The organism is Methylorubrum extorquens, assembly GCF_024169925.1.
Classification (GTDB): domain Bacteria; phylum Pseudomonadota; class Alphaproteobacteria; order Rhizobiales; family Beijerinckiaceae; genus Methylobacterium; species Methylobacterium extorquens_A.
In genome coordinates this window covers 1,949,019-1,970,557 of sequence record NZ_JALJXF010000001.1, presented here as the reverse complement: position 1 = coordinate 1,970,557, position 21,539 = coordinate 1,949,019, and the positions used below count along the sequence as shown (strand labels likewise).

General features: G+C 68.1%; 14 protein-coding genes. 6 read left to right on the top strand and 8 right to left on the bottom strand.

All coding sequences use genetic code 11. The annotated features are described in order from the left end of the window. Positions 1-125: 125 nt before the first annotated feature. From aspS to J2W78_RS09235, 5 genes are all read right to left on the bottom strand, one after another. The gene (gene aspS, locus J2W78_RS09255; protein ID WP_253369965.1) at positions 126-1,940 is read right to left on the bottom strand and encodes an aspartate--tRNA ligase; all 1,815 of its coding nucleotides are present in this window, start codon (positions 1,938-1,940) and stop codon (positions 126-128) included. An 89-nt stretch (positions 1,941-2,029) separates the two neighbouring features. Then, positions 2,030-3,055, bottom strand: a complete 1,026-nt coding sequence (gene bioB, locus J2W78_RS09250; protein ID WP_253369963.1) for a biotin synthase BioB — start codon at positions 3,053-3,055, stop codon at positions 2,030-2,032. 42 nt (positions 3,056-3,097) lie between these two features. Next, positions 3,098-4,309: a tetratricopeptide repeat protein gene (locus tag J2W78_RS09245; protein ID WP_253369961.1), complete on the bottom strand. Its 1,212-nt coding sequence runs from the start codon at positions 4,307-4,309 to the stop codon at positions 3,098-3,100. Positions 4,310-4,336: 27 nt separating this feature from the next. Continuing rightward, on the bottom strand, positions 4,337-5,107 hold the full coding sequence (locus J2W78_RS09240; RefSeq protein WP_253369959.1) for an alpha/beta fold hydrolase: 771 nt from the start codon (positions 5,105-5,107) through the stop codon (positions 4,337-4,339). Positions 5,108-5,112: 5 nt separating this feature from the next. Continuing rightward, the gene (locus tag J2W78_RS09235; RefSeq protein ID WP_253369957.1) at positions 5,113-5,997 is read right to left on the bottom strand and encodes a fumarylacetoacetate hydrolase family protein; all 885 of its coding nucleotides are present in this window, start codon (positions 5,995-5,997) and stop codon (positions 5,113-5,115) included. A gap of 268 nt (positions 5,998-6,265) precedes the next feature. Between J2W78_RS09235 and J2W78_RS09230 the strand changes: the two genes are divergently transcribed. Beyond that, positions 6,266-7,591: an OmpP1/FadL family transporter gene (locus tag J2W78_RS09230; RefSeq protein ID WP_253369956.1), complete on the top strand. Its 1,326-nt coding sequence runs from the start codon at positions 6,266-6,268 to the stop codon at positions 7,589-7,591. Between the two features lie 55 nt (positions 7,592-7,646). Here J2W78_RS09230 and J2W78_RS09225 read toward each other — a convergent pair whose 3' ends face one another. Beyond that, on the bottom strand, positions 7,647-8,447 hold the full coding sequence (locus tag J2W78_RS09225) for a prephenate dehydrogenase/arogenate dehydrogenase family protein (RefSeq protein ID WP_253369954.1): 801 nt from the start codon (positions 8,445-8,447) through the stop codon (positions 7,647-7,649). Positions 8,448-8,839: 392 nt separating this feature from the next. Between J2W78_RS09225 and J2W78_RS09220 the strand changes: the two genes are divergently transcribed. After that, positions 8,840-11,281, top strand: coding sequence for a bifunctional diguanylate cyclase/phosphodiesterase (locus J2W78_RS09220; RefSeq protein WP_253369952.1), 2,442 nt, complete (start codon positions 8,840-8,842; stop codon positions 11,279-11,281). 92 nt (positions 11,282-11,373) lie between these two features. Here the strand turns inward: J2W78_RS09220 and J2W78_RS09215 are convergent, their stop codons facing one another. Beyond that, positions 11,374-13,017, bottom strand: coding sequence for a B12-binding domain-containing radical SAM protein (locus J2W78_RS09215; RefSeq protein WP_253369950.1), 1,644 nt, complete (start codon positions 13,015-13,017; stop codon positions 11,374-11,376). Between the two features lie 757 nt (positions 13,018-13,774). Here J2W78_RS09215 and J2W78_RS09210 point away from each other — a divergent pair. Further along, the gene (locus tag J2W78_RS09210) at positions 13,775-15,316 is read left to right on the top strand and encodes a porin (protein WP_253369948.1); all 1,542 of its coding nucleotides are present in this window, start codon (positions 13,775-13,777) and stop codon (positions 15,314-15,316) included. Between the two features lie 44 nt (positions 15,317-15,360). Here J2W78_RS09210 and J2W78_RS09205 read toward each other — a convergent pair whose 3' ends face one another. Beyond that, the gene (locus J2W78_RS09205) at positions 15,361-15,585 is read right to left on the bottom strand and encodes a hypothetical protein (RefSeq protein WP_253369946.1); all 225 of its coding nucleotides are present in this window, start codon (positions 15,583-15,585) and stop codon (positions 15,361-15,363) included. Between the two features lie 598 nt (positions 15,586-16,183). Between J2W78_RS09205 and rplJ the strand changes: the two genes are divergently transcribed. The 3 genes from rplJ (at position 16,184) to rpoB (ending at position 21,530) form a co-directional block, all read left to right on the top strand. Beyond that, positions 16,184-16,702, top strand: coding sequence for a 50S ribosomal protein L10 (gene rplJ, locus J2W78_RS09200; RefSeq protein ID WP_003597538.1), 519 nt, complete (start codon positions 16,184-16,186; stop codon positions 16,700-16,702). A gap of 57 nt (positions 16,703-16,759) precedes the next feature. After that, positions 16,760-17,137, top strand: a complete 378-nt coding sequence (rplL, locus tag J2W78_RS09195) for a 50S ribosomal protein L7/L12 (protein ID WP_003597539.1) — start codon at positions 16,760-16,762, stop codon at positions 17,135-17,137. 262 nt (positions 17,138-17,399) lie between these two features. Continuing rightward, a complete protein-coding gene (gene rpoB / locus J2W78_RS09190; RefSeq protein ID WP_253369944.1) occupies positions 17,400-21,530 on the top strand; it encodes a DNA-directed RNA polymerase subunit beta in 4,131 nt (1,376 codons plus the stop codon). The last annotated feature ends 9 nt before the right edge of the window (positions 21,531-21,539 follow it).

Genomic DNA, 21,539 nt, shown 5'->3' with positions numbered 1-21,539 from the left:
CTCTCCGTCATCGCGAGGCAAAGCCGAAGCAATCCCGCGCACTGCCTCCGGAGAGGCCGCGTCCCTGGATCGCTTCGCAGTCACTCGCGATGACGGCGGTGCCAACCGGAGCAAAGCGGTTCCGATCAGCCCTTTTTCTCGGGCAGGTTCAAGCGGATGTGCAGCTCGCGGAGTTGCTTCGGCGTCGCCTCGGCGGGCGCGCCCATCATCAGGTCTTCGGCGCGCTGGTTCATCGGGAACAGCACGACCTCGCGGATGTTCGGCTCCTCGCACAGCAGCATGACGATGCGGTCGACACCCGGCGCGATGCCGCCGTGCGGCGGGGCGCCGAGGCGCAGCGCGTTCAGCATGCCGCCGAACTTCTCCTCCAGCACATCCTTCCCATAGCCCGCGATGGCGAAGGCCTTCTCCATCACGTCGGGGCGGTGGTTCCGGATCGCGCCCGAGGACAGCTCGATGCCGTTGCAGACGATGTCGTACTGGAACGCCTTGATCCCGAGGATCTCTTGGGAGTCTTCCTCGCCGAGGGCGAGGAACGCATCGCGATCATAGTTCGGCATCGAGAACGGGTTGTGAGAGAAGTCGATCCGCTTCTCCTCCTCGTTCCACTCGTACATCGGGAAGTCGACGACCCAGCAGAAGGCGAACTGATCGGTGTCGGAGAGCTTCAGCTCGTCGCCGATGCGGATGCGTGCCTTGCCGGCGAGCGCCGCCGCCTTCGCCTCTGTGCCGGCGGCGAAGAACACGGCGTCACCGGCCTTGGCGCCGGCCTTCTGCGCAATCCGCGCCTGGATGGCGGCGGGGATGAACTTGGCGATCGGCCCCTTGCCGGTGAGCGCCCCGCCCTCCTCCTCGAACACGATGTAGCCGAGGCCCGGCGCGCCTTCCGAGCGGGCCCAGTCGTTGAGCTTGTCGAAGAACGAGCGCGGCTGGCCGGCCGCCCCGGTGGCGGGGATGGCACGCACCACGCCGCCCGACTTGATGACGCCCTTGAACGCCTTGAACTCCACCGCGTCGTCGGCGAACTCGTCGGTGACGTCGGCAATGATCAGCGGGTTGCGCAGGTCCGGCTTGTCGACGCCGTATTTCAGCATCGCGTCGGCATAGGTGATGCGCGGGAACTCCCCCGTCACGCGCTTGCCGCCGGCGAATTCCTCGAACACGCCGCGCAGCACCGGCTCCACCGCCTGGAACACGTCCTCCTGCGTAACGAAGCTCATCTCGATGTCGAGCTGGTAGAACTCGCCCGGCGAGCGGTCGGCGCGGGCATCCTCATCGCGGAAGCAGGGCGCGATCTGGAAGTAGCGGTCGAAGCCCGCGATCATCGTGAGCTGCTTGAACTGCTGCGGGGCCTGCGGCAGCGCGTAGAATTTTCCGGGGTGGACGCGGGACGGCACCAGATAGTCTCGGGCACCCTCGGGGCTTGAGGCCGTGAGGATCGGCGTCTGAAATTCGAAAAAACCGCCCTCGCGCATGCGGCGGCGCAAGGAGTCGACGATCGCGCCGCGCTTCATGATGTTGGCGTGCAGCTTCTCCCGGCGCAGATCGAGGAAGCGGTACTTGAGCCGGGTCTCTTCGGGATATTCCTGGTCGCCGAAGACGGGCAGCGGCAGCTCGCCCGCGGGCCCGAGCACTTCGAGATCGTCGATATAGACCTCGACGCTACCGGTCGGCAGCTCGGCGTTCTCGGTCCCACTGGGCCGTGTGCGCACGCGGCCGTCGATGCGGATCACCCACTCGGAGCGTGCGGTCTCGGCAGCCTTGAAGGCGGGCGAGTCGGAATCGATCACGCACTGCGTCAGGCCGTAATGGTCGCGCAGGTCGATGAAGAGCACGCCGCCATGGTCGCGGATACGGTGGCACCAGCCGGACAGTCGGACGCTCGCGCCGACATCGGACGGGCGGAGCGCCCCGCAGGTATGGGTACGGTAACGGTGCATGGCGGGCTCTTGAGAATGAGCCGGCACCATTCACGGGAGGCGTTTCAAGTCAAGGCGAGGGCCGGCTTACCGTGCCCCTTGCCGTGCCCCTACTCCGCGGCGGCCAGCGTCACCTCGGGCACCGGCACACCGATGTCGCGCAGCAGCTCGGCGTCGGCATCGGCCTCGTTGTTGGCCGTGGTCAGCAGGCGCTCGCCGTAGAAGATCGAGTTGGCGCCGGCCAGGAAGCACAGGATCTGCGCCTCGCGGGTCAGGCTCTTGCGCCCGGCGCTGAGGCGCACGCGGGCTTTCGGCATGACGATGCGGGCGGTGGCGCACATCCGCACGAGATCGAGCGGATCGATCGGCGGCCGGTCCTCCAGCGGCGTGCCCTCGACGGCAACGAGCGCGTTGATCGGCACGCTCTCCGGGTGCGGCGCGTGGTTGGCGAGGACCAGCAGCATCTCGGCCCGGTCGCGCACCCGCTCCCCCATCCCGACGATGCCGCCGCAGCAGACGCCGATGCCGGCCTCGCGCACATGCTCGAGCGTCTGGAGCCGGTCGTCGTAGGTGCGGGTCGAGATGATGTCGCCGTAGAATTCCGGGCCGGTATCGAGGTTGTGGTTGTAGGAGGTGAGGCCGGCCTCGGCGAGGCGCTGCGCCTGACTCTGGGTCAGCATGCCGAGCGTGACGCAGGCTTCCATGCCGAGGCCGCGCACGCCGCGCACCATCTCCAGCACCGCGTCGAAATCCGGCCCGTCCTTGGGCTTGCGCCACGCCGCGCCCATGCAGAAGCGGTGCGCGCCGTTGGCCTTGGCGGCGGCGGCCTCCTTCAGGACGGCCTCGACCGGCATCAGCCGCTCGCGGGGTAGGTTCGCGCCCTTGTGGTGGGCCGATTGCGGGCAATAGGCGCAATCCTCGGGGCAGCCGCCGGTCTTGATCGACAGAAGCGCCGCCCGCTGGATGTCGGCGGGGTCGTTATGCGCCCGATGCACGACGCCCGCCCGATGCACGAGATCGAGCAGCGGCATGTCGTGGATCGCCTGGATCTCGGCCAAGGTCCAATCATGCCGGATGGCGGCAGAGGCCGGGCTAGCGGCCGAGGAAGCGGTGAGGGAGACTACGGTGTCGCTCATGGGCCTCTTTGAGGGCGAAGGCGCGGGAAAAATCAAGCCTGACTACGCGAACGGCACCCCGGCCCGCCGCATCCCCTCGACGAACCGGTCCTTCCCGACTGAGGGCCGGTAGAGCCGCATAGCGCGACTGGCCCGGTAGGACGGTTCCAGCGCCATGAAGCGGGCGGCGGCGGTTTCGGCCTCCGCCTGCCGGCCGAGCCAGGCGAGGCTCGCGGCGCGGACGCGGTGGGTGCTGGTCCAGGTCGGGTCTTCCGCCATCGAGCGGTCGAGCCAAGCCAGCGCCTCCTCGTGCGCGCCGGCCATGCACAGAGCGAGGCCAAGGCCGGAATCGAAGCGGAAGGTGTTGGGGTCGAGCGGGCTCTGCCGCTTGGCCGCGCGAAAATGCGTTGCGGCCCAATCCGCCTCGCCGATGTAGCAGCGCACCCAGCCGCTGCGCTCGTAGGCGGCGGCGCTGTTGGGGTTGAGGGCGAGCGAGCGGTCGAGCAGGGCCAGCGCCGTCTCGTAATCCTGGGCCAGGAAGGCGAGGGTGTGCCCGGCCATCATCAGCACCGCCGGGTCGCCGTCGTCGCGCTCCAGGGCGAGGCGGGCGAGGCGCGCGCCCTCGGCGCAATCGGCCGCCGCATCCGTGCCCCAACCCTGCACCACGAGGTTGGTGTAGCACTGCGCCAGCAGCGCGTAGGGCAGGGGATGCTCCGGCACGAGACGGCGCACGGCCTCGATCGAGGCAATGCGCAGGCGCACGCTCTCGGCGCTCGGCATGGCGTGGTTCGAGTAGGCCGACAGGAACGGCCCGTAGACGCCGGCATCGAGCGGCGGCCCCACCCGCTCCGGCGATGCGTCCTGGGGCAGGTCCGGCGCGACCGTCGCCACCGTGGCGGCGACGATCCGGCTGCGCAGGGCGTGGAGGGCGCCTTCGTCCTCGTCGAGATCCTGAATCCAGAGCGGCGCATCGGCCGCCGTCCGGTGCAGCCGGGCCTGGACCCGCAGGCGCGTGCCCGCCCGCGCCAGCGAGCCGGTGAGGATGTGCGCGACGCCGAGCCGTCCGGCGGCCTCGTCCGGGCGCACGGCGCGGCCCTTGAAGGTGAAGGCGGAGTTGCGCGCGCTCACGAACAGGCCGGGGGTGCAGGCGAGCGCATCGGTAACGTGCTCGGACAGCCCCTCGGCCAGGGCCTGTGTGTCGAAATCGCCATCGGGATCGGCGAAGGGCAGCACGGCGACCGAGGGCCGGTCCGGCAGCGGCAAGGAACGTGTCACCGAGGGTGTCGCCATGGCGCGGGGCTTTTAGATCACGCCCCGCTGGCGCAGGATGGCCTCGAAGCCGGCCGCGTCCTCCAGGAAGCCGAAATGGCCGCCGGGCAGGGTGGCGACGTCGAGCCCGGTCAGGTCGCCGGCATGACGGGCGTAGAGGTCGCGCGAGAACACGTCGGCCTCGCCGAAGACGAGGGTGAGGCGGCTCGTATGGGCCGCCACGATCCCGCGCTGGTCGTCGTCGCCGAGGCTCGCCGAGACGCCGTGATAGACCGCCGGCACTAGGGCGAGGTCGAGATCCGGCAGGTCGGTCTCGCGCCCGCAATAGGCCGGCAGCAGGATCGTCATGACGGCGCGGCCGGCCTCGGCGTCGGTCCGCGCCATGAGCGGTGCGGCCCGGCCCATCGCCTCGGGCGAGAGCCGGGCGAACAGGGCGGCCATCGCTTCTTCGCGCCCGGCACGGGTCGGTGGGGCAGGGTGGAGCAACACGACGCGGGCGATGCGCCCGGCCGGCAGGCGATCGAGAAGGGCGAGGGCGAGCCACGCCCCCCAGGAATGCGCGACGAGGCTGACCGCGCCCTCCCCCGCGCGCCCTGAGACGAAGGCAAGGGCCGCGTCGCGCACGCTGTCCGCGGTGACGGGGCCGGGAGCACCGGATTCACCGCATCCGGGCTGCTCGAAGAAGGACCAATCCGCGGCAAAGCCCGTGCGGCGCAACGGATCCGCGGCGTAGGCGACCGGCAGGCCAGGGCCGCCGCCGAGGAAGACGACTGGACCGGGCCGGTTCTGCAGGGCGGCGGTCATCGTCGTCAGTTCGTCGGTTCGCCGGCGGCGACCTTGGCGGTCCAGTCGTCGAAGGCCACGACCCGCTGGCGCTGCTCGCCGAGGCCGTCGATGCGCAGCACCATCTCGTCGTCGCTCCGGAGGTAGCGCGGCGGCTTCATGCCGAGGCCGACCCCCGGCGGGGTGCCGGTGGTGATGACGTCGCCGGGCTCCAGCATCATGAAGTGCGAGACGTAGGCCACGATCTGAGCGACGTCGAAGATCATCGTCGCCGTCGAGCCCGTCTGCATCCGCTGCCCGTTGAGGTCGAGGCTCATCGCGAGGTTCTTCAGATCCGGGATCTCGTCGAGGGTGACGAGCCAGGGGCCGAGCGGGCCGAAGGTCGGGCAGCCTTTGCCCTTGGTCCAGGTGCCGCCGCGCTCCATCTGGAATTCGCGCTCGGACAGGTCGTTGCAGATGCACACGCCCGCCACGTAGCGCAGCGCCTCGTTGGCGTGGACATAAGAAGCGCGGGCGCCGATCACTACGGCCAGCTCCACCTCCCAGTCGGTCTTGGCCGAGGCTTTCGGCAGGATCACCGTGTCGTTTGGGCCGACGATGCAGGAGGGCGCCTTGTTGAACACGATGGGCTCGGCCGGGATCGCGGCCCCGGTCTCGGCGGCGTGGTCGGCGTAGTTCAGGCCGATCGCCACGAAGTTGCGGGTGCCGCCGACGCAAGGGCCGAGGCGGGTATCGGGCGGCAGCAGCGGCAGGCTGTCGGGGTCGATCCGCGCGAGCCGGTCGAGCGATTCCCGCGAGAGGCCCGGTCCGGCGAGATCGCGCAGGGTTCCCGACAGGTCGCGCAAGCCGCCCTTCGCGTCCACGAGGCCCGGCTTTTCGTCACCGCTCGCTCCGTGCCGGATCAACTTCATCGTCGGCGTCTCCGTCCTGATCGAGGCTCGCCCAAGGGGGCGAGAGCATGGCCGCGACCGATCCAGGGTGCAAGCGGCACCGGGCGACCGCATCCAACGCACGGGCACAGGGATGACCCCGGTTCCGTGACATAAATTCCTCAATTGATATATAATTCAGTTTTCGGTTTTCTCCCCCCTGGACCGAACGTGCACGATCCTCTTCCATCACGGATGGGACTTGGGTCGCTAAACTTGGGTCGATAAGAAGACACTTCGGAGAAAACGAATGACTGGGGGGACGATCCGCGCGCTCGGGCTCGCGGGGGCAGTCGCGGCCGCTTCGGTGGTGGGCGCGACAGGGGCGCAGGCCGGTGCCTTCGGGCTGCGCGAGCAGAGTGCACAGGGGTTGGGCGTCGTCTTTGCGGGCGCGGCCTCGGGCGGGGCAGGCGTCTCGTCGATCTTCTGGAACCCGGCGACGGTGACGATGCGGCCGGGTTTCGCCAGCGAGCAGAGCCTGACCTTCGTCAACCTCTCGGGTGAAATCACGCCGACGGTGGGCACCGCGCCGGGCCTGCTGCCCTTCGGCTCCTCCGGCGAGATCGGCCAGGGGGCGGTGTTGCCCTCGGGCGCGACCTCTTACCAGCTCACCGACCGGCTCTGGGTCGGCATCCAGACCGGCGCGCCCTACGGCCTCGTCACCAAGCCGCGCCAGGATTGGGCCGGCTCCCCCTATGCCCGCTCCTCGCGGATCTTCTCCCTGGCCTTCAACCCGGTGGTCGGCTTCAAGGTCAACGACTGGCTGTCCGTCGCCGCCGGCCCGAGCATCGAGTATTTCCGCCTGACCCTGCGCCAGGCGGTGCCGGTGCCCGGCGTCTTCCCGGGCCTCTACCCGTCGGGCTTCCTCAAGGGCGAGTCCTGGGGCGTGGGCTTCACCGCCGGTGTCCTCGTCACCCCCGCCGCTGGCACGGCGATCGGCGTCGGCTACCGCTCCTCGGTCCACCACGACATCGAGGGCTCGATCGGCTTCCCCGATCCGCGCCAGGCGATCGCCCTGGGGCAGGTGCGGGCCAACCTCAACACGCCCGAGAAGGTCAGCGTCGGCCTGACCCAGGCGATCAACCCGGTCACCCGGATCCAGCTCGGCTTCGAGTGGGACAACTGGTCGAGGCTCGGCGACGTCGGCATCGTCTCGCGGGCCCTCGGGGTGACGGTCAACCACCTGCCGCTCAACTTCAAGGACTCGTTCTTCTACTCGATCGGTGCCGAGTACGACTGGTCGCCGAACCTGACCCTTCGGGCCGGCTTCGGCTACGACAACGTGCCGATCGATTTCTCGAACCGCTCGGCACGCCTGCCCGACAGCGACCGCTACGTCGTCTCGATCGGCGGCAGCTATCGCTGGAGCGAGAAGGTGCTGCTGACGGCCAGCTACGCCCACGCCTTCTTCGACCGTGGGCTTCTGCAGGCCGGGCCGGGCCGCGACTACAATGTCGGCAACATCCCGCTCGCGGCCACTACCGACGTCAGCGCCGACGTCGTCTCGGTCGGGTTCCGCTACCACTGGGACACCCCCGCCGCCGTCGCCCCGGCCCCGCTGGTGCGCAAGTTCTGATCGGCTGATCGGACGCGACACGCCCCGCGCCAGTCCGGCGCGGGGCGTGTCGATTCTACGAGGCGAGCCGGACCGGCTCGGCGGTCATCGCATCACCTGCCAACTCGGCATCGAGTTGTCCGGCGAGCGCAAAGAAGCGCTGCCGCACCTGCGCCGCGTGCGGGTTCGCGCGCTCGATGGCATGAAACACGTCCGGGGCATCGTCCCGCACCATGCCGACCGCCTGCATCAGCAGATCGAAGCTGCGCGTCGTCATCCGCGTCGGCAGCGGCTCCATCGCCACCAGCACCTTGGCGATCAGGTGGGTCAGCCCCTGGACCGAGGCCATCGCCCGGTCATGCGCCTCCGGCGTCGTCAGGATCACGTCGAGCCCGAGCCCGCGCCGCAGGAAGGCCGCCGCCCTGAACGCGCCCCGTCCGCGGATCGGGCAGACCGCGATCTTCAGGCCCCGGATGCCGTCACCCGCGCTCTGCGGCCCGAACAGCGGATGGGTGGCGAGGATCTCGACATCGGCCGGCAATCCCGCCGCCAGGATCGCGGCGGGCCCCGTCTTCACCGAGCCGACATCGACCACCAGCGTGCCCGGCCGCAGATGCGGGGCCAGCGCCCGCACCGCCTCGCCAAGGCGCGCCACGGGCGTGGCGAGGATCACCACGGGGCAGGACGCCACATGCCGCAGGTCGGCGGCGACCGCCTCCGACCCCACCTGTGCCGCGACCGTCTCGGCCGGCAGGTAGGGATCGTGGATCGTCAGGCTGGCATGCGGCGCGAGATGGCGGGCGATCAGGCGGCCGAAGGCACCGAAGCCGACGAGGCCGACCGACGGGCGGGGAGCGGGAGGATGCAGGGCAGACACGGTGTGACCTCGGAAAGTGGGCGAGGCCGGCGGTCCGTTGCGGGATGTTTCCTGATCCTCAGCCGCCGACGACGCAGCGGCTGAAGACATGACGAGTCCGGTGCCGCTTAAGGGAGCGGCGCGCGATACGACTCGGAGAGGAAGAAGCCCGTCATGATGGCGCGGCTCTACGGCAGGCGCAGGTCCGCCGTCAAGCAGCGCATTTGGACGGTTGCGTTATGATGCCATAAAGAAAATATTCTGATGCGAACATGGAGGCAATTTCATCATATAATCTAGGTTATTATGTGAATTTTCGATACAAATACGATAAAATTGAGCGGAATGCTGGCAACATCACCTTAAGGAGCGAGGCCTAAGCCGGCCTTTGGTCGTTGGGCTCACCGTTCCTCATGTTCAAAATCGTCGCCTGTGTCGTCGGCCAGCACGATTTCGGCCTCGTCGCCGTTTCGGCTGGGATCTGTCTGCTCGGCTGCTTCTCCACCGTGACTCTGATGGCCGAGGCCGCAAGGGCCGAGCGCCGGTCGGTCGCCCCCTGGCTGATCGCGGCGGCTTCCGTGTTCGGCTGCAGTGTGTGGTCGTTGCACTTCGTGGCGATGCTGGCCTTTCAGCCGGGTGCGCAGGCGGCCTACGGCCTCCTTCCCACCGCGGCCTCGATCGGGATCGCGGTGGCCGGAGCGCTGATCGCCCTCATGATCTGGTGCCGGGCGGACCACGACCCGCTCAAGGTGGCGGCGGCCGGCCTCGTGCTGGCGGCGGCGATCTCGGGCATGCACTATGCCGGTGTGAGCGCGATGGCGGCCAGCAGCCTGCTCGCCTTCGAGGAGGTCTATATCCATGCCTCGCTCGGGCTCTGCGCGACCCTGGGGGTGATCGCCCTTGCCCGGGCCGGGGATCTGACCGGACTCGGCCGCCGCATCGAGGTCACCCTGTGGCTGGGGTTCGCGATCTGCGGCCTGCACTTCACCGGCATGACGGCGCTGACCGTCGCCCCCGCCGCCCCGTTGGCGGAGGGCGGTGCCGTCCTCGGCTCGACGCAGCTCGGCCTCGCGGTGGGGCTCGTGAGTCTCGCCGTCCTCGCCGCCGGGCTCACGGCGCTGCTGATGCAGCGGCATCTCATGCGCTGCCGGACGGACGAGCTCAGCCGCATGCGCCTGCTCGCAAACCTCGCCCACGAGGTGCTGTTCATCCACCGCGAGGGCCGGGTGGTCGAGATCAATCAGGCGGGCCTGCGCCTGTTCGGGACCACGGCCTCCGAGATCATCGGCCGGCCGCTGCTCGACCTGTTCGCGGAGGCCAGCGCTCCGGCTCTGCTGCGGCGCAGCCGTTGCCGCCCGGAGGAACTGCTCCCCGAGGAGTTCGAAGTCCGCGCCGCCGCCGGCCTCGCCGTGCCGGTGGAACTCTCCTGCCGTGCCATCGAGTATCTCGGCCGGCCCGCCACGGCGGTGGCCCTGCGCGACCTCAGCCGGCGCCGCCGCGACGAGGCACGCATCCGCCACCTCGCCCTGCACGATGCCCTGACCGACCTGCCCAACCGCACCCTGCTGGAGGAGCGCCTGGGGCTCGCCCTGGAGAATGCGGCCGAGAACGGGACGAGCGTGGCCCTGGCCTATCTCGACCTCGACCGCTTCAAGCCCGTCAACGACGTGCACGGCCACGCCGCGGGCGACGCCCTGCTGGTCCAGGCCGCCAAGCGCATGCTGGCCGAGCTGCGCCCGACCGACACCCTCGCCCGGATCGGCGGCGACGAGTTCGTCATCGTGCTGGCCCACACCCGCACCCTCGCACAGATCGCCGAGACCGCGGAGCGACTGGTCGCAGCCCTCGGCCGCCCGTTCCAGATCGAGGGCCGGATCGAGGGCCTGCGCGTCGAGATCGGCGCCTCGGTCGGCATCGCTCTCTATCCCAGCGACGGCAGCACCGCCGAGAGCCTGAGGCGCGCCGCCGACACCGCCTTGTACCGGGTCAAGGACGAGGGCCGCGGCGCTGTGCGGTTCTTCGAGGCCGCGATGGACGAGCAGCTTCAGGCGCGCCGCCGGATCGAGCACGAGCTGAGCGGCGCGATCCCGCGGGGCGAGCTGCGGCTCGACTACCAGCCGATCGTCAACGGCCGCACCGGCGAGATCGAGACCTTCGAGGCGCTGATCCGCTGGCACCATCCCGAGCGCGGATGCGTGCTCCCCGCCGACTTCATCCCGCTCGCCGAGCAGACCGATCAGATCGCGCGGATCGGCACCTGGGTGCTCGACACCGCCTGTGCCGCGGCCGCCGGATGGCCGCAGCCCTGGCGGGTCTCACTCAACGTCTCGCCCAAGCAGTTCCGCCAGCCGGGCTTCGCGGCGGGCGTGGCGGCGGTGCTCGGCCGCCACGGGCTTCCGCCGGGGCGGCTGGTCCTGGAGATCACCGAGAGCGTGTTCATCCACGATCCGGCGATGGCGGTGGAGGTGCTCACCGCCCTGCGCACCCTCGGCGTGCGCCTCGCGCTGGACGATTTCGGCACGGGCTATTCGTCCTTGAGCGACCTGCAGCGGTTCCGGTTCGACACGATCAAGGTCGATCGGTCCTTCGTGCGCCGCCTCGGGCAGCACGCGGACGCCCTGACGATCGTGCGCGCGATCACCCATCTCGGGCACAATCTCGGCCTCAAGGTCACGGTCGATGGCGTGGAGACGCAAGAGCAGCTCGCGGTTCTGCGCGAACTCGGCTGCGACCAGATGCAAGGTGACCTGTTCGCCCGGCCCGCTCCGATGACCAACCTGTCGGAGACCGGTCCCTCGGATCGGGCGCGGCTGCGGGTCTTGTTCTCGGACGAGGCCGCCCGGGCCTGCGCGTGAAGATGGGCGGACGCGACGGTCCGCCCATCCTCGATTGGCTTTGCCTCAGGAGGCGATGACGAGGCCCCCTGTCGGGAAGGCCGCGGAAGCGCTCAGGCCGCTTCCCGCTCCGGCGCTAGGCGGCGGCGGGCGTTCTCCCACCAGCTCCGCTCGCGCTGCGCCTCGGCTTCCGCCGCCTTGGCGGCATAGAAGGAGGCGTTGTGCTCGCCGCGCAGCGCCTCGCGCGTGAAGCGGATCAGGTGGTGGGCGACGAAGCCCATGTTGAACACCGCCTCGATCTGCCCGCGCTTCAGCGCGTGGCCCGCCGCCCGCCAGAACGGCCGGCGGTAATCCGAGAACAACCCCACCCGCGTGATGATGTTGAAGCCCAGGATCAGGCCACGGCGCAGGTTGGTCTTGGTGAGCTTGCCCTTGGTCGGCGTGACGATGCGGTTGCCGTAGGTCACGTCGCACTGGTGCTTGAACCGCTCGAACAGGTGCTCGGGGGTGTAGGCGTGGGCGATGGCCCGGCGCCAGGAATTCACCACCGTGTCGTGCGGGCGCTTGAACAGCACGTTCGATTCGAGGCTGGCGTCATGCAGGAGCCGGCCCTCGCGCTCCAGCCGGTCCCAGAGCGGCGTCTTGGGCAGGGCCTGGAGCAGGTTGATCGTCAGCACCGGGATCGCGGACTTGTCGATGAAGTCGATCAGGTTCTGCTCGGACTTGTCGGAGTCCGAGTCGAGGCCGAGGATGATGCCGGAGGTCACCTCCAGCCCGTACGAGTTCAGCGTCTCGATCGCCTCGTACATGGGCACGGCGGCGTTGTGGGTCTTGTCGATGCCCTTGAGCGCGTCGGCCTCCGGCGTCTCGATGCCGACGAACACCGTCATGAAGTTGGCCTGCCGCATCAGCTCGAGGATCTCGGGCTGCTTGGCCATGTTCAGCGTCGCCTCGCAGGCGAACTGGAGCGGGTAGTTGTTCTTCTTCTGCCACGCCACGAGATGCGGCAGCATCTCGCGGGTCGCCTTGCGGTTGGCGATGAAGTTGTCGTCGACGAAGTAGACCACCGCCGGGTGGCCGGGCTGGCTGATGATCGCGTCGAGTTCGGCGCACATCTGCTCCGGGCTCTTCAGCCGCGGCTGGCGGCCGTAGAGCTGCGGGATGTCGCAAAACTCGCAGCGATACGGGCAGCCCGACGAGAACTGGAGCGAGCCTATCAGGTAGCGCTTGAGCGGCGCGGACTCGTAGGCCGGGGCCGGGAAGTCGGACAGCGCCAGCCGGTCCTTGGTGTCGAGCACGACCTGGGCCGCCGGACGCGACAGGTCACGGTCGAGGATCTCGATCAGTCGGTCGGTGGCGTCGCCGATCTCGCCGACATGGAGATAGTCGAAGTCCGGGTACTTTTCCGGCGCGCCCGACACCGAGGGACCGCCGAGCACCGCGACCTTGCCGGCCGCGTGCGCCCGCCGACGGATGTCGTGGATCTGGCCTTCCTGGATGTGCATGCCCGACACGAACACCGCGTCGGCCCAGGCAAAATCCTGAGCCGAGGCCGGCCGGATGTTCTCATCGATGAAACGGCATTCCCAGGATTCGGGCATGTAGGCCGCGATCACCAGGAGGCCCTGGGGCGGCATGAACGCCTTCACCCCGCCCATCAGCGGATAGGCGTGGGAGAATGTCCCGAAGGACGGCGTGTAGGCGGGGAAGACGCACAGGATGCGCCGACGGGAGGAGATGGGAAGAGAACAACGCATGGTCCCTATCTAGCACAGCCCGCCGCGTTGGCGTCCCCTCTTTGGCGCGACACGATGCTTGTCGGCACGTCTCTTCGCCTTTCAAAATAAAGTCCCCCCGCATGACGGGCGCGCCTCCGCCGGACGAGCCCGGCAACCCGGCGACGAGATCCCTCCGATGCGGCTTCGAGGACACATCCGGGCATCGAAGCGGCATCGGAGGAGGCGGCATGCGGCGAGTGCATGCGGAGGGCCGCCCAATCCGGTGACATCTGCGCCCGCCGAAGCAGGCCCGTGACGATTCCGTCTTCCGCAGCCGTGATCATGGGGGGCTCGCGCAACCTGTTCGAGCAAACGGCGCCTGAAAACGCTGGCCAATCCAAATAGCGCAATGATACAATAAATCACAATATGACGTCACTTTTATGACGGAATAAGCTTGAAAATAACAGGATTAAGCGGCGGGGTAGGACGTAATATAAATAATGAGCGTCGTATATCCTCAAGTTTTGCCGAGAATTACTTTTAATCCTTCCAGTCCGGTGCTATCGGCCAAGCATGGCTGTGGGACGCGCCGCCGGGATCGCTAAGCGATTGAGCCGACTAACGACTTCACCGGTCTCCACGCCCTCCTGGGTGTGCACGGCGAGGACGGTCGGTTCGGCTGACCGGGATGCGTGCCGCGCTTGACGATTTGCAACCGAAGGCTGGGCGCATTCCGGCACAACACGGCGACCGTCATCACGCCGGCCCGGAATGCGGCAAAGGGGTTCGAGAGATGAAACGACGTCTTCTGACCGCACTGCTCTTATCGAGCGCCCTGGTGCTGCCAGTCGCGCAGGCCCAGGCCCAGACCGTCGCCGAGCTGCAGCGCCAGATCAACGAGCTCAAGGCGATGATCAAGGCGCAGGCCGAGGCGCAGGGCAGGGGGGGGCGGCGCGTCGGTCCCGTCGTCGCCACGCGGCCGGCGAATGCCCGCACCACCGATGCCGGCACCTTCCCGGCGGCCGGCCGCCCGATCGAGTCCGCGGTGGCGCAGCCGGCCGTGCCCGGCCCGGTCCCGCACCGCTTCGCCCTCGACGAGCCGGAGACATGGTACGACGCGCTGGTGCCGCCCTCGCCCGAGCTGCTCGCGGATGATCCCCGCTATGCGGGCCGGCCCAAGACTTGGTTCGAGCGCCTGTCGCTGCGCGGCTACACGCAGTTGCGCGGCAACGAGTTCCTCTCGGGCGACGACACCGCGCCGGCCGGCATCTCGCGCCTGCGCTCGGTCCACGACAGCGGCATCACCGACCGCAACAACTTCACCTTCCGCCGGGTGCGCCTGATCCTGCAGGGCGACATCCACGAGCGGGTGTTCCTCTACATCCAGCCGGACTTCGCGGTGAACGTCGGGAACCAGGCAGGCACCGAGTCGCGCCAGCACTTCACGCAGCTCCGCGACGCCTATGCCGACGTGTTCCTCGATGACGAGCGCCGCACCCGCCTGCGCTTCGGCCAGCAGAAGGTGCCCTTCGGCTGGGAAAACCTGCAATCCTCGCAGAACCGTCTCACGCTGGACCGTTCCGACGGCATCAACAGCGCCATCCCCGGCGAGCGCGACATCGGCATCACCTACTACTACACGCCCTGGCACGTGCAGCGCATCTGGGACCGTCTGGCCAAGGGCGGCCAGAAGCTGTTCGGCAATTACGGCGCTTTCGGCGTCGGCATCTACAACGGCCAGACCATCAACCGGGTCGAGGCCAACAACGACCTGATGACGGTGGTGATGGCGACCTGGCCGTTCGAGCTCGACGGGCTCGGCGAGGCGTTCAAGGGGCAGGTACTGGAAGTCGGCGGCTCGGCCTACCGCAACCGCTTCCGGCCCGAGACGACCTTCGGCACCACCACCACCCTGGGCAACTCCTTCGACGACGAGCGCGTCGGCCTGCACGCGATCCTGTACCCGCAGCCCTTCGGCCTCCAGGGCGAGTGGAACTGGGGCCGTGGCCCCGAATGGGATCCCATCGCCCGGGCCGTGCAGACCAAGGCGCTCCAGGGCGGCTATGTCCAGGCGATGTACAAGGTGGACCATTCGCCGGTCGGCCCGTTCATGCCCTACATCCGCTGGCAGACCTACGACGGCGGCTGGAAGGTCGGGACGAACGCGCCGCGCCTCGACACCGACGAGCTGGAACTTGGCGTCGAGTTCCAGCCGATCAAGTCGGTGGAGCTCACCCTGGCCTACGCCAACATGAAGCGCCGCGAGGCCAGCAGCAGCCGCGTCGGCCGGGCCGAGGGCGACCTGTTCCGCGGACAGCTCCAGATCAACTACTGATCCCGGAGTGGGGCTCGAGCGATCCGTCCCAGGCGGTCCGGGGCTCAGGCCTCGGACCGCTTCGACAGCAGCGAGGCGCGGCTTGCGCCCTTCCCGCCCTCGGTGTCCGGGTTGCGCAACTCGCGCATCCCGGGCAGGTGGCCGTCCACGAGGAACACGAACACCACCAGAGCCAACAACACCTTCGAGGCCATCGCCCGACAGATCCCCTGCTTTTGTGCGCTGCGGTGTAAGGCCGCCGCGTCGTGGTCGGGGATGCGCTGGCGCACACGGGATCCGTGCCGCGGCGGACGGGGCCGGGACAGAGTCAAGGATCGGTTAAGGCGAGGGCGTGCCCCGGTCGGGGACAAGGCCCGCCCCCGCTCGCTCGGGCCTTCGTCTGCATCCTTGCCTGCGACGGAAAAGTCGCATTGCGGGACTTGGCAGGCGGCTTGCACGCCGCTATAGACCGCGCTCCACGATTTCAACCATTGAAAGGGATCGGCCTATCGGTCGGTTTCCATTCGAGATGCCGTTCGGGCAACCGGACGGTGATGGCCGGAATGGTCTTGGAGCTTCCGCTCCGAGCGCCGTTTCCGGCTATGTCCTGTCCGAGACTGCAGGCGCCGGGCGACCGGCTTAATCGGCGACAGCCTGCACAGACGGGGAAGACCGAATTTCTCTACGTCTTCCATCGGGGCCGACAGGCACCGGCGGAGACCTCGGTTTGAACCAATCTCACCCGCGAGGGGCCGCTTGAGGCGCTTCAAAGGGACAGGGCCGTGAGACGTCGTCCGCGACGGGTCCGGCTTCTACGCCGAGATCCGTTCCGGGCGGCAAGTGCAACCGGCGGGCCTGTCTCAGGTTCCGCCAACCGGAGAGAGCACAGTGGACCGGACAGCTAAAGCTGATCTCGTCTCGACGCTCAACGGCGTGTTCAACGCGAACGCCGTCGTCGTCGTGGCCCACTACAAAGGCCTCACGGTCGCCGACATGCAGAAGCTGCGCTCGCAGATGAAGCAGGCCGGCGCCACCGTGAAGGTCGCCAAGAACCGGCTCGCCAGCATCGCTCTCGATGGCACGGACGTCGCCTCCATCAAGCCCCTCCTGAAGGGCCCGACCCTGCTCGCTTATTCGAGCGATCCGGTTGCGGCCGCCAAGGTTGCGGTGGACTTCGCCAAGACGAACGACAAGCTCGTGATTCTCGGCGGCGCGATGGGAACGACTGCCCTGAACCCGGACGGCGTGAAGGCGCTCGCCTCGCTCCCGTCCCTCGACGAACTGCGCGCCAAGCTCGTGGGCCTCATCCAGGCTCCCGCGACCAAGGTCGCCCAGGTCGTCAACGCGCCGGCGGCCAAGCTCGCCCGCGTGTTCGGGGCCTATGCCAAGAAGGACGAGGCGGCCTGAGCCGTTTCTCCCCCATAAACCGACCCGTTCAAACCGATACACCAAAGGAACACGCACATGGCTGATCTCGCCAAGATCGTCGAGGACCTCTCCTCGCTGACCGTTCTCGAGGCCGCCGAGCTCGCCAAGCTCCTCGAAGAGAAGTGGGGCGTCTCGGCTGCCGCCGCCGTCGCCGTCGCCGCTGGCCCGGCCGCCGGTGCTGGCGCTGCCGCCGTCGAAGAGCAGACCGAGTTCACGGTCGTGCTCGCCTCCGCCGGCGACAAGAAGATCGAGGTCATCAAGGAGGTCCGCGCGATCACCGGCCTCGGCCTCAAGGAAGCCAAGGACCTCGTCGAGGGCGCGCCCAAGCCCGTCAAGGAAGGCGCGACCAAGGACGAGGCCGAGAAGCTCAAGGCCCAGCTCGAGAAGGCCGGCGCCAAGGTCGAGCTCAAGTAATCCGTCGATGGGCCGGTACCGGCCCATCGCATCCGGCGCACGCTCCTTAGGAGCTGCGCCGGCCAAACGCCCGCGGGCTCCGGCTCGCGGGCTAACGCTGCTTCGGGCGGCCGTCGTTCCTGAGGGCAGGAGTGGGCGGCGAACGAAGACGAATTCGGTTCGGGTGGGCTGATCGTCCGGCGGGACGGCCCTTCGGGCCCGGTGATGGGAGGCGGTCCGCCTTCCCCGGGCACCCTACGCTGAGGTGGTGGAGCGAGGTCTCATGGCCAATACGCTGGTCGGTCGCAAGCGCATTCGCAAGTTCTTCGGTAAGATCCGGGAAGTCGCCGAGATGCCGAACCTCATCGAGGTTCAAAAGGCGTCCTACGACCAGTTCCTGATGGTGGACGAGCCCGAGGGCGGGCGGACCGACGAGGGCCTGCAGAGCGTCTTCAAGTCGGTCTTCCCGATCTCCGACTTCGCCTCGACGGCGCTGCTCGAGTTCGTGCGTTACACCTTCGAGCAGCCGAAATACGACGTCGATGAGTGCCGCCAGCGCGGCATTACCTTCGCGGCCCCGCTCAAGGTGACGCTGCGCCTCATCGTGTTCGATGTGGACCCCGATACCGGCGCCAAGTCCGTCAAGGACATCAAGGAGCAGGATGTCTACATGGGCGACATGCCGCTCATGACGGATAACGGCACCTTCATCGTCAACGGGACCGAGCGCGTCATCGTCTCGCAGATGCACCGCTCGCCGGGCGTGTTCTTCGACCACGACAAGGGCAAGACGCACTCTTCCGGCAAACTGCTGTTCGCCGCCCGCATCATTCCGTATCGCGGCTCCTGGCTCGACGTCGAGTTCGACGCCAAGGACATCGTGCACGTGCGGATCGACCGCAAGCGCAAGCTGCCGGTCACCTCGCTGCTGTTCGCGCTCGGCCTCGACGGCGAAGAGATCCTTTCCACCTTCTACAACCGCGTCGCCTACCAGCGTGACGGGGCGGATTGGCGCGTGCCGTTCGACGCCGAGCGTCTCAAGGGCTTCAAGGCCTCGGTCGATCTCGTCGACGCCGATTCCGGCGAGGTCGTGCTGGAGGCGGGCAAGAAGCTCAACGCCCGCAACGCGCGTCTGATCGGCGAGAAGGGCACCAAGTTCCTGCGCGCCGCGGACGAGGATCTGATCGGTCAGTATATCGCCGAAGACCTCGTCAACATGAAGACCGGCGAGATCTGGGCCGAAGCCGGCGACGAGATCTCGGAGAAGATGCTCAAGGCGCTCGACGACGTCGGCGTCACCGAGATCCCCGTGCTCGACATCGACCACGTCAATGTCGGTCCCTACATCCGCAACACGCTGGCCGTGGACAAGAACTCGGCCCGCGAGGGTGCGCTGTTCGACATCTACCGGGTCATGCGTCCCGGCGAGCCGCCGACGCTCGACACCGCCGAGGCGATGTTCCACTCGCTGTTCTTCGATTCGGAGCGCTACGACCTCTCGGCGGTCGGCCGCGTGAAGATGAACATGCGCCTCGACCTCGACGCCGCCGACACCGTGCGGACGCTGCGCCGTGAGGACATGCTCGCGGTCGTCAAGGCGCTCGTGGATCTCCGCGACGGCAAGGGCGAGATCGACGACATCGACCACCTCGGCAACCGCCGTGTCCGCTCGGTCGGCGAGTTGATGGAGAACCAGTACCGTCTGGGCCTCCTGCGGATGGAGCGCGCCATCAAGGAGCGCATGTCCTCGGTCGATATCGACACGGTGATGCCGCAAGATCTCATCAACGCGAAGCCTGCCGCGGCCGCGGTGCGCGAGTTCTTCGGCTCGTCGCAGCTCTCGCAGTTCATGGACCAGACAAACCCGCTCTCGGAAGTGACGCACAAGCGCCGCCTCTCGGCGCTTGGCCCGGGCGGTCTGACCCGCGAGCGCGCCGGCTTCGAGGTGCGCGACGTGCACCCGACCCATTACGGCCGCATCTGCCCGATCGAGACGCCGGAAGGCCCGAACATCGGCCTCATCAACTCGCTCGCGACCTTCGCCCGCGTGAACAAGTACGGCTTCATCGAGACGCCGTTCCGCCGGGTGAAGGACGGCGTGGTGACCGACGAGGTCGCCTACCTGTCGGCCATGGAAGAGGCGAAGTACTATGTCGCCCAGGCCAATGCCGGCATGGACGAGGGCCGCAAGCTGACGGACGACCTCGTGGTCTGCCGCCGCGCGGGTGAGGTCATCGTGGTCGCCCCCGACCGCGTGGATCTCATGGACGTGTCCCCCAAGCAGCTCGTCTCGGTCGCCGCGGCGCTGATCCCGTTCCTCGAGAACGACGACGCCAACCGCGCCCTGATGGGCTCGAACATGCAGCGCCAGGCGGTGCCGCTGGTTCGCGCCGACGCGCCCTTCGTCGGCACCGGCATGGAGGCCGTGGTCGCCCGCGATTCCGGCGCCGCCATCGCCGCGCGCCGCTCCGGCATCGTCGATCAGGTGGACGCCACCCGTATCGTCATCCGCGCCTCGGAGGAGACCGACCCGACCAAGCCCGGCGTCGACATCTACCGCCTGCAGAAGTTCCAGCGCTCCAACCAGTCGACCTGCATCACGCAGAAGCCGCTGGTGCGCGTCGGCGAGCCGGTGAAGAAGGGCGAGATCATCGCCGACGGTCCCTCGACCGAGTTCGGCGAACTCGCGCTCGGCCGCAACGTGCTCGTCGCGTTCATGCCGTGGAACGGCTACAACTTCGAGGACTCGATCCTGCTCTCCGAGCGGATCGTGAAGGATGACGTGTTCACCTCGATCCACATCGAGGAATTCGAGGTGATGGCCCGCGACACCAAGCTGGGTCCGGAGGAAATCACCCGCGACATCCCGAACGTCTCGGAAGAGGCGCTCAAGAACCTCGACGAGGCCGGCATCGTCTATATCGGCGCCGAGGTGCATGCCGGCGACATCCTCGTCGGCAAGATCACGCCGAAGGGCGAGAGCCCGATGACGCCGGAGGAAAAGCTCCTGCGCGCCATCTTCGGCGAGAAGGCGTCCGACGTGCGCGACACCTCGCTCCGGGTTCCCCCGGGCGTGACCGGCACGATCGTCGAGGTGCGGGTGTTCAACCGCCACGGCGTCGACAAGGACGAGCGCGCGCAAGCCATCGAGCGCGAGGAGATCGAGCGTCTCGCCAAGGACCGCGACGACGAGCAGACCATCCTCGACCGCAACACCTATGCGCGTCTCGCCGAGGTGCTGATCGGTCAGTCGCCGATCGCCGGCCCGAAGGGCTTCCGCAAGGACACCACGCTGACCCGCGAGAGCATCAGCGAGTATCCCCGCTCGCAATGGTGGCAGTTCGCCGTCGTCGACGACCGTCTGATGACGGAAGTCGAGGCGATGCAGAAGCAGTACGACGAGTCGAAGAAGCGCCTCGAGCAGCGCTTCCTCGACAAGGTCGAGAAGCTGCAGCGCGGCGACGAGCTTCCGCCCGGCGTCATGAAGATGGTCAAGGTCTTCGTGGCGGTGAAGCGCAAGATCCAGCCCGGCGACAAGATGGCCGGCCGCCACGGCAACAAGGGTGTCGTGTCGCGCATCGTGCCGATCGAGGACATGCCGTTCCTCGAAGACGGCACGCATGCCGACATCGTGCTCAACCCGCTCGGCGTGCCCTCGCGCATGAACGTCGGCCAGATCCTGGAAACCCATCTGGGCTGGGCGGCTGCGGGCTTGGGTCGCAAGGTCTCCAAGGCGGTCGATGCCTATCTGAAGACGCAGGACATCGCGCCGCTGCGGACCGAGATGGAAGCGATCTACTCCCCGTCCGAACTCGAAGGGCTGTCCGACGAGGCTCTGGCGGAGGCCGGCAACAATGTCCGCCGCGGCGTGCCGATGGCGACACCGGTGTTCAACGGCGCCAAGGAAGCCGACATCGAGACGATGCTGGAGATGGCCGGGCTCGACCGCTCGGCGCAGTCGACCCTCTACGACGGTCGCACCGGCGAGCCCTTCGACCGTAAGGTCACCATGGGCTACATCTACATGCTGAAGCTGCACCACCTCGTGGACGACAAGATCCACGCGCGCTCGATCGGCCCGTACTCGCTCGTCACCCAGCAGCCGCTGGGCGGCAAGGCGCAGTTCGGCGGCCAGCGCTTCGGTGAGATGGAGGTCTGGGCGCTGGAGGCCTACGGCGCGGCCTACACGCTGCAGGAGATGCTCACGGTGAAGTCGGACGACGTGGCCGGCCGCACCAAGGTCTACGAGGCGATCGTCCGCGGCGACGACACGTTCGAGGCCGGCATCCCCGAATCCTTCAACGTGCTCGTCAAGGAGATGCGCTCGCTCGGCCTCAACGTCGAGCTCACCTCCTCCAAGCAGCAGCAGGCGGCCAACGACCAGATCGAGCCGCCGGCCGACGCCGCCGAGTAACGACCGCCA

Excerpts from the sequence above, each read along its gene's own strand:
- rpoB (WP_253369944.1), top strand. The coding sequence starts at position 17,400 with ATGGCCAATACGCTGGTCGGTCGCAAGCGCATTCGCAAGTTCTTCGGT.
- J2W78_RS09235 (WP_253369957.1), bottom strand. The coding sequence starts at position 5,997 with ATGAAGTTGATCCGGCACGGAGCGAGCGGTGACGAAAAGCCGGGCCTC.
- J2W78_RS09240 (WP_253369959.1), bottom strand. The coding sequence starts at position 5,107 with ATGACCGCCGCCCTGCAGAACCGGCCCGGTCCAGTCGTCTTCCTCGGC.
- J2W78_RS09210 (WP_253369948.1), top strand. The coding sequence starts at position 13,775 with ATGAAACGACGTCTTCTGACCGCACTGCTCTTATCGAGCGCCCTGGTG.
- rplL (WP_003597539.1), top strand. The coding sequence starts at position 16,760 with ATGGCTGATCTCGCCAAGATCGTCGAGGACCTCTCCTCGCTGACCGTT.
- J2W78_RS09220 (WP_253369952.1), top strand. The coding sequence starts at position 8,840 with ATGTTCAAAATCGTCGCCTGTGTCGTCGGCCAGCACGATTTCGGCCTC.
- J2W78_RS09230 (WP_253369956.1), top strand. The coding sequence starts at position 6,266 with ATGACTGGGGGGACGATCCGCGCGCTCGGGCTCGCGGGGGCAGTCGCG.
- aspS (WP_253369965.1), bottom strand. The coding sequence starts at position 1,940 with ATGCACCGTTACCGTACCCATACCTGCGGGGCGCTCCGCCCGTCCGAT.
- bioB (WP_253369963.1), bottom strand. The coding sequence starts at position 3,055 with ATGAGCGACACCGTAGTCTCCCTCACCGCTTCCTCGGCCGCTAGCCCG.
- J2W78_RS09215 (WP_253369950.1), bottom strand. The coding sequence starts at position 13,017 with ATGCGTTGTTCTCTTCCCATCTCCTCCCGTCGGCGCATCCTGTGCGTC.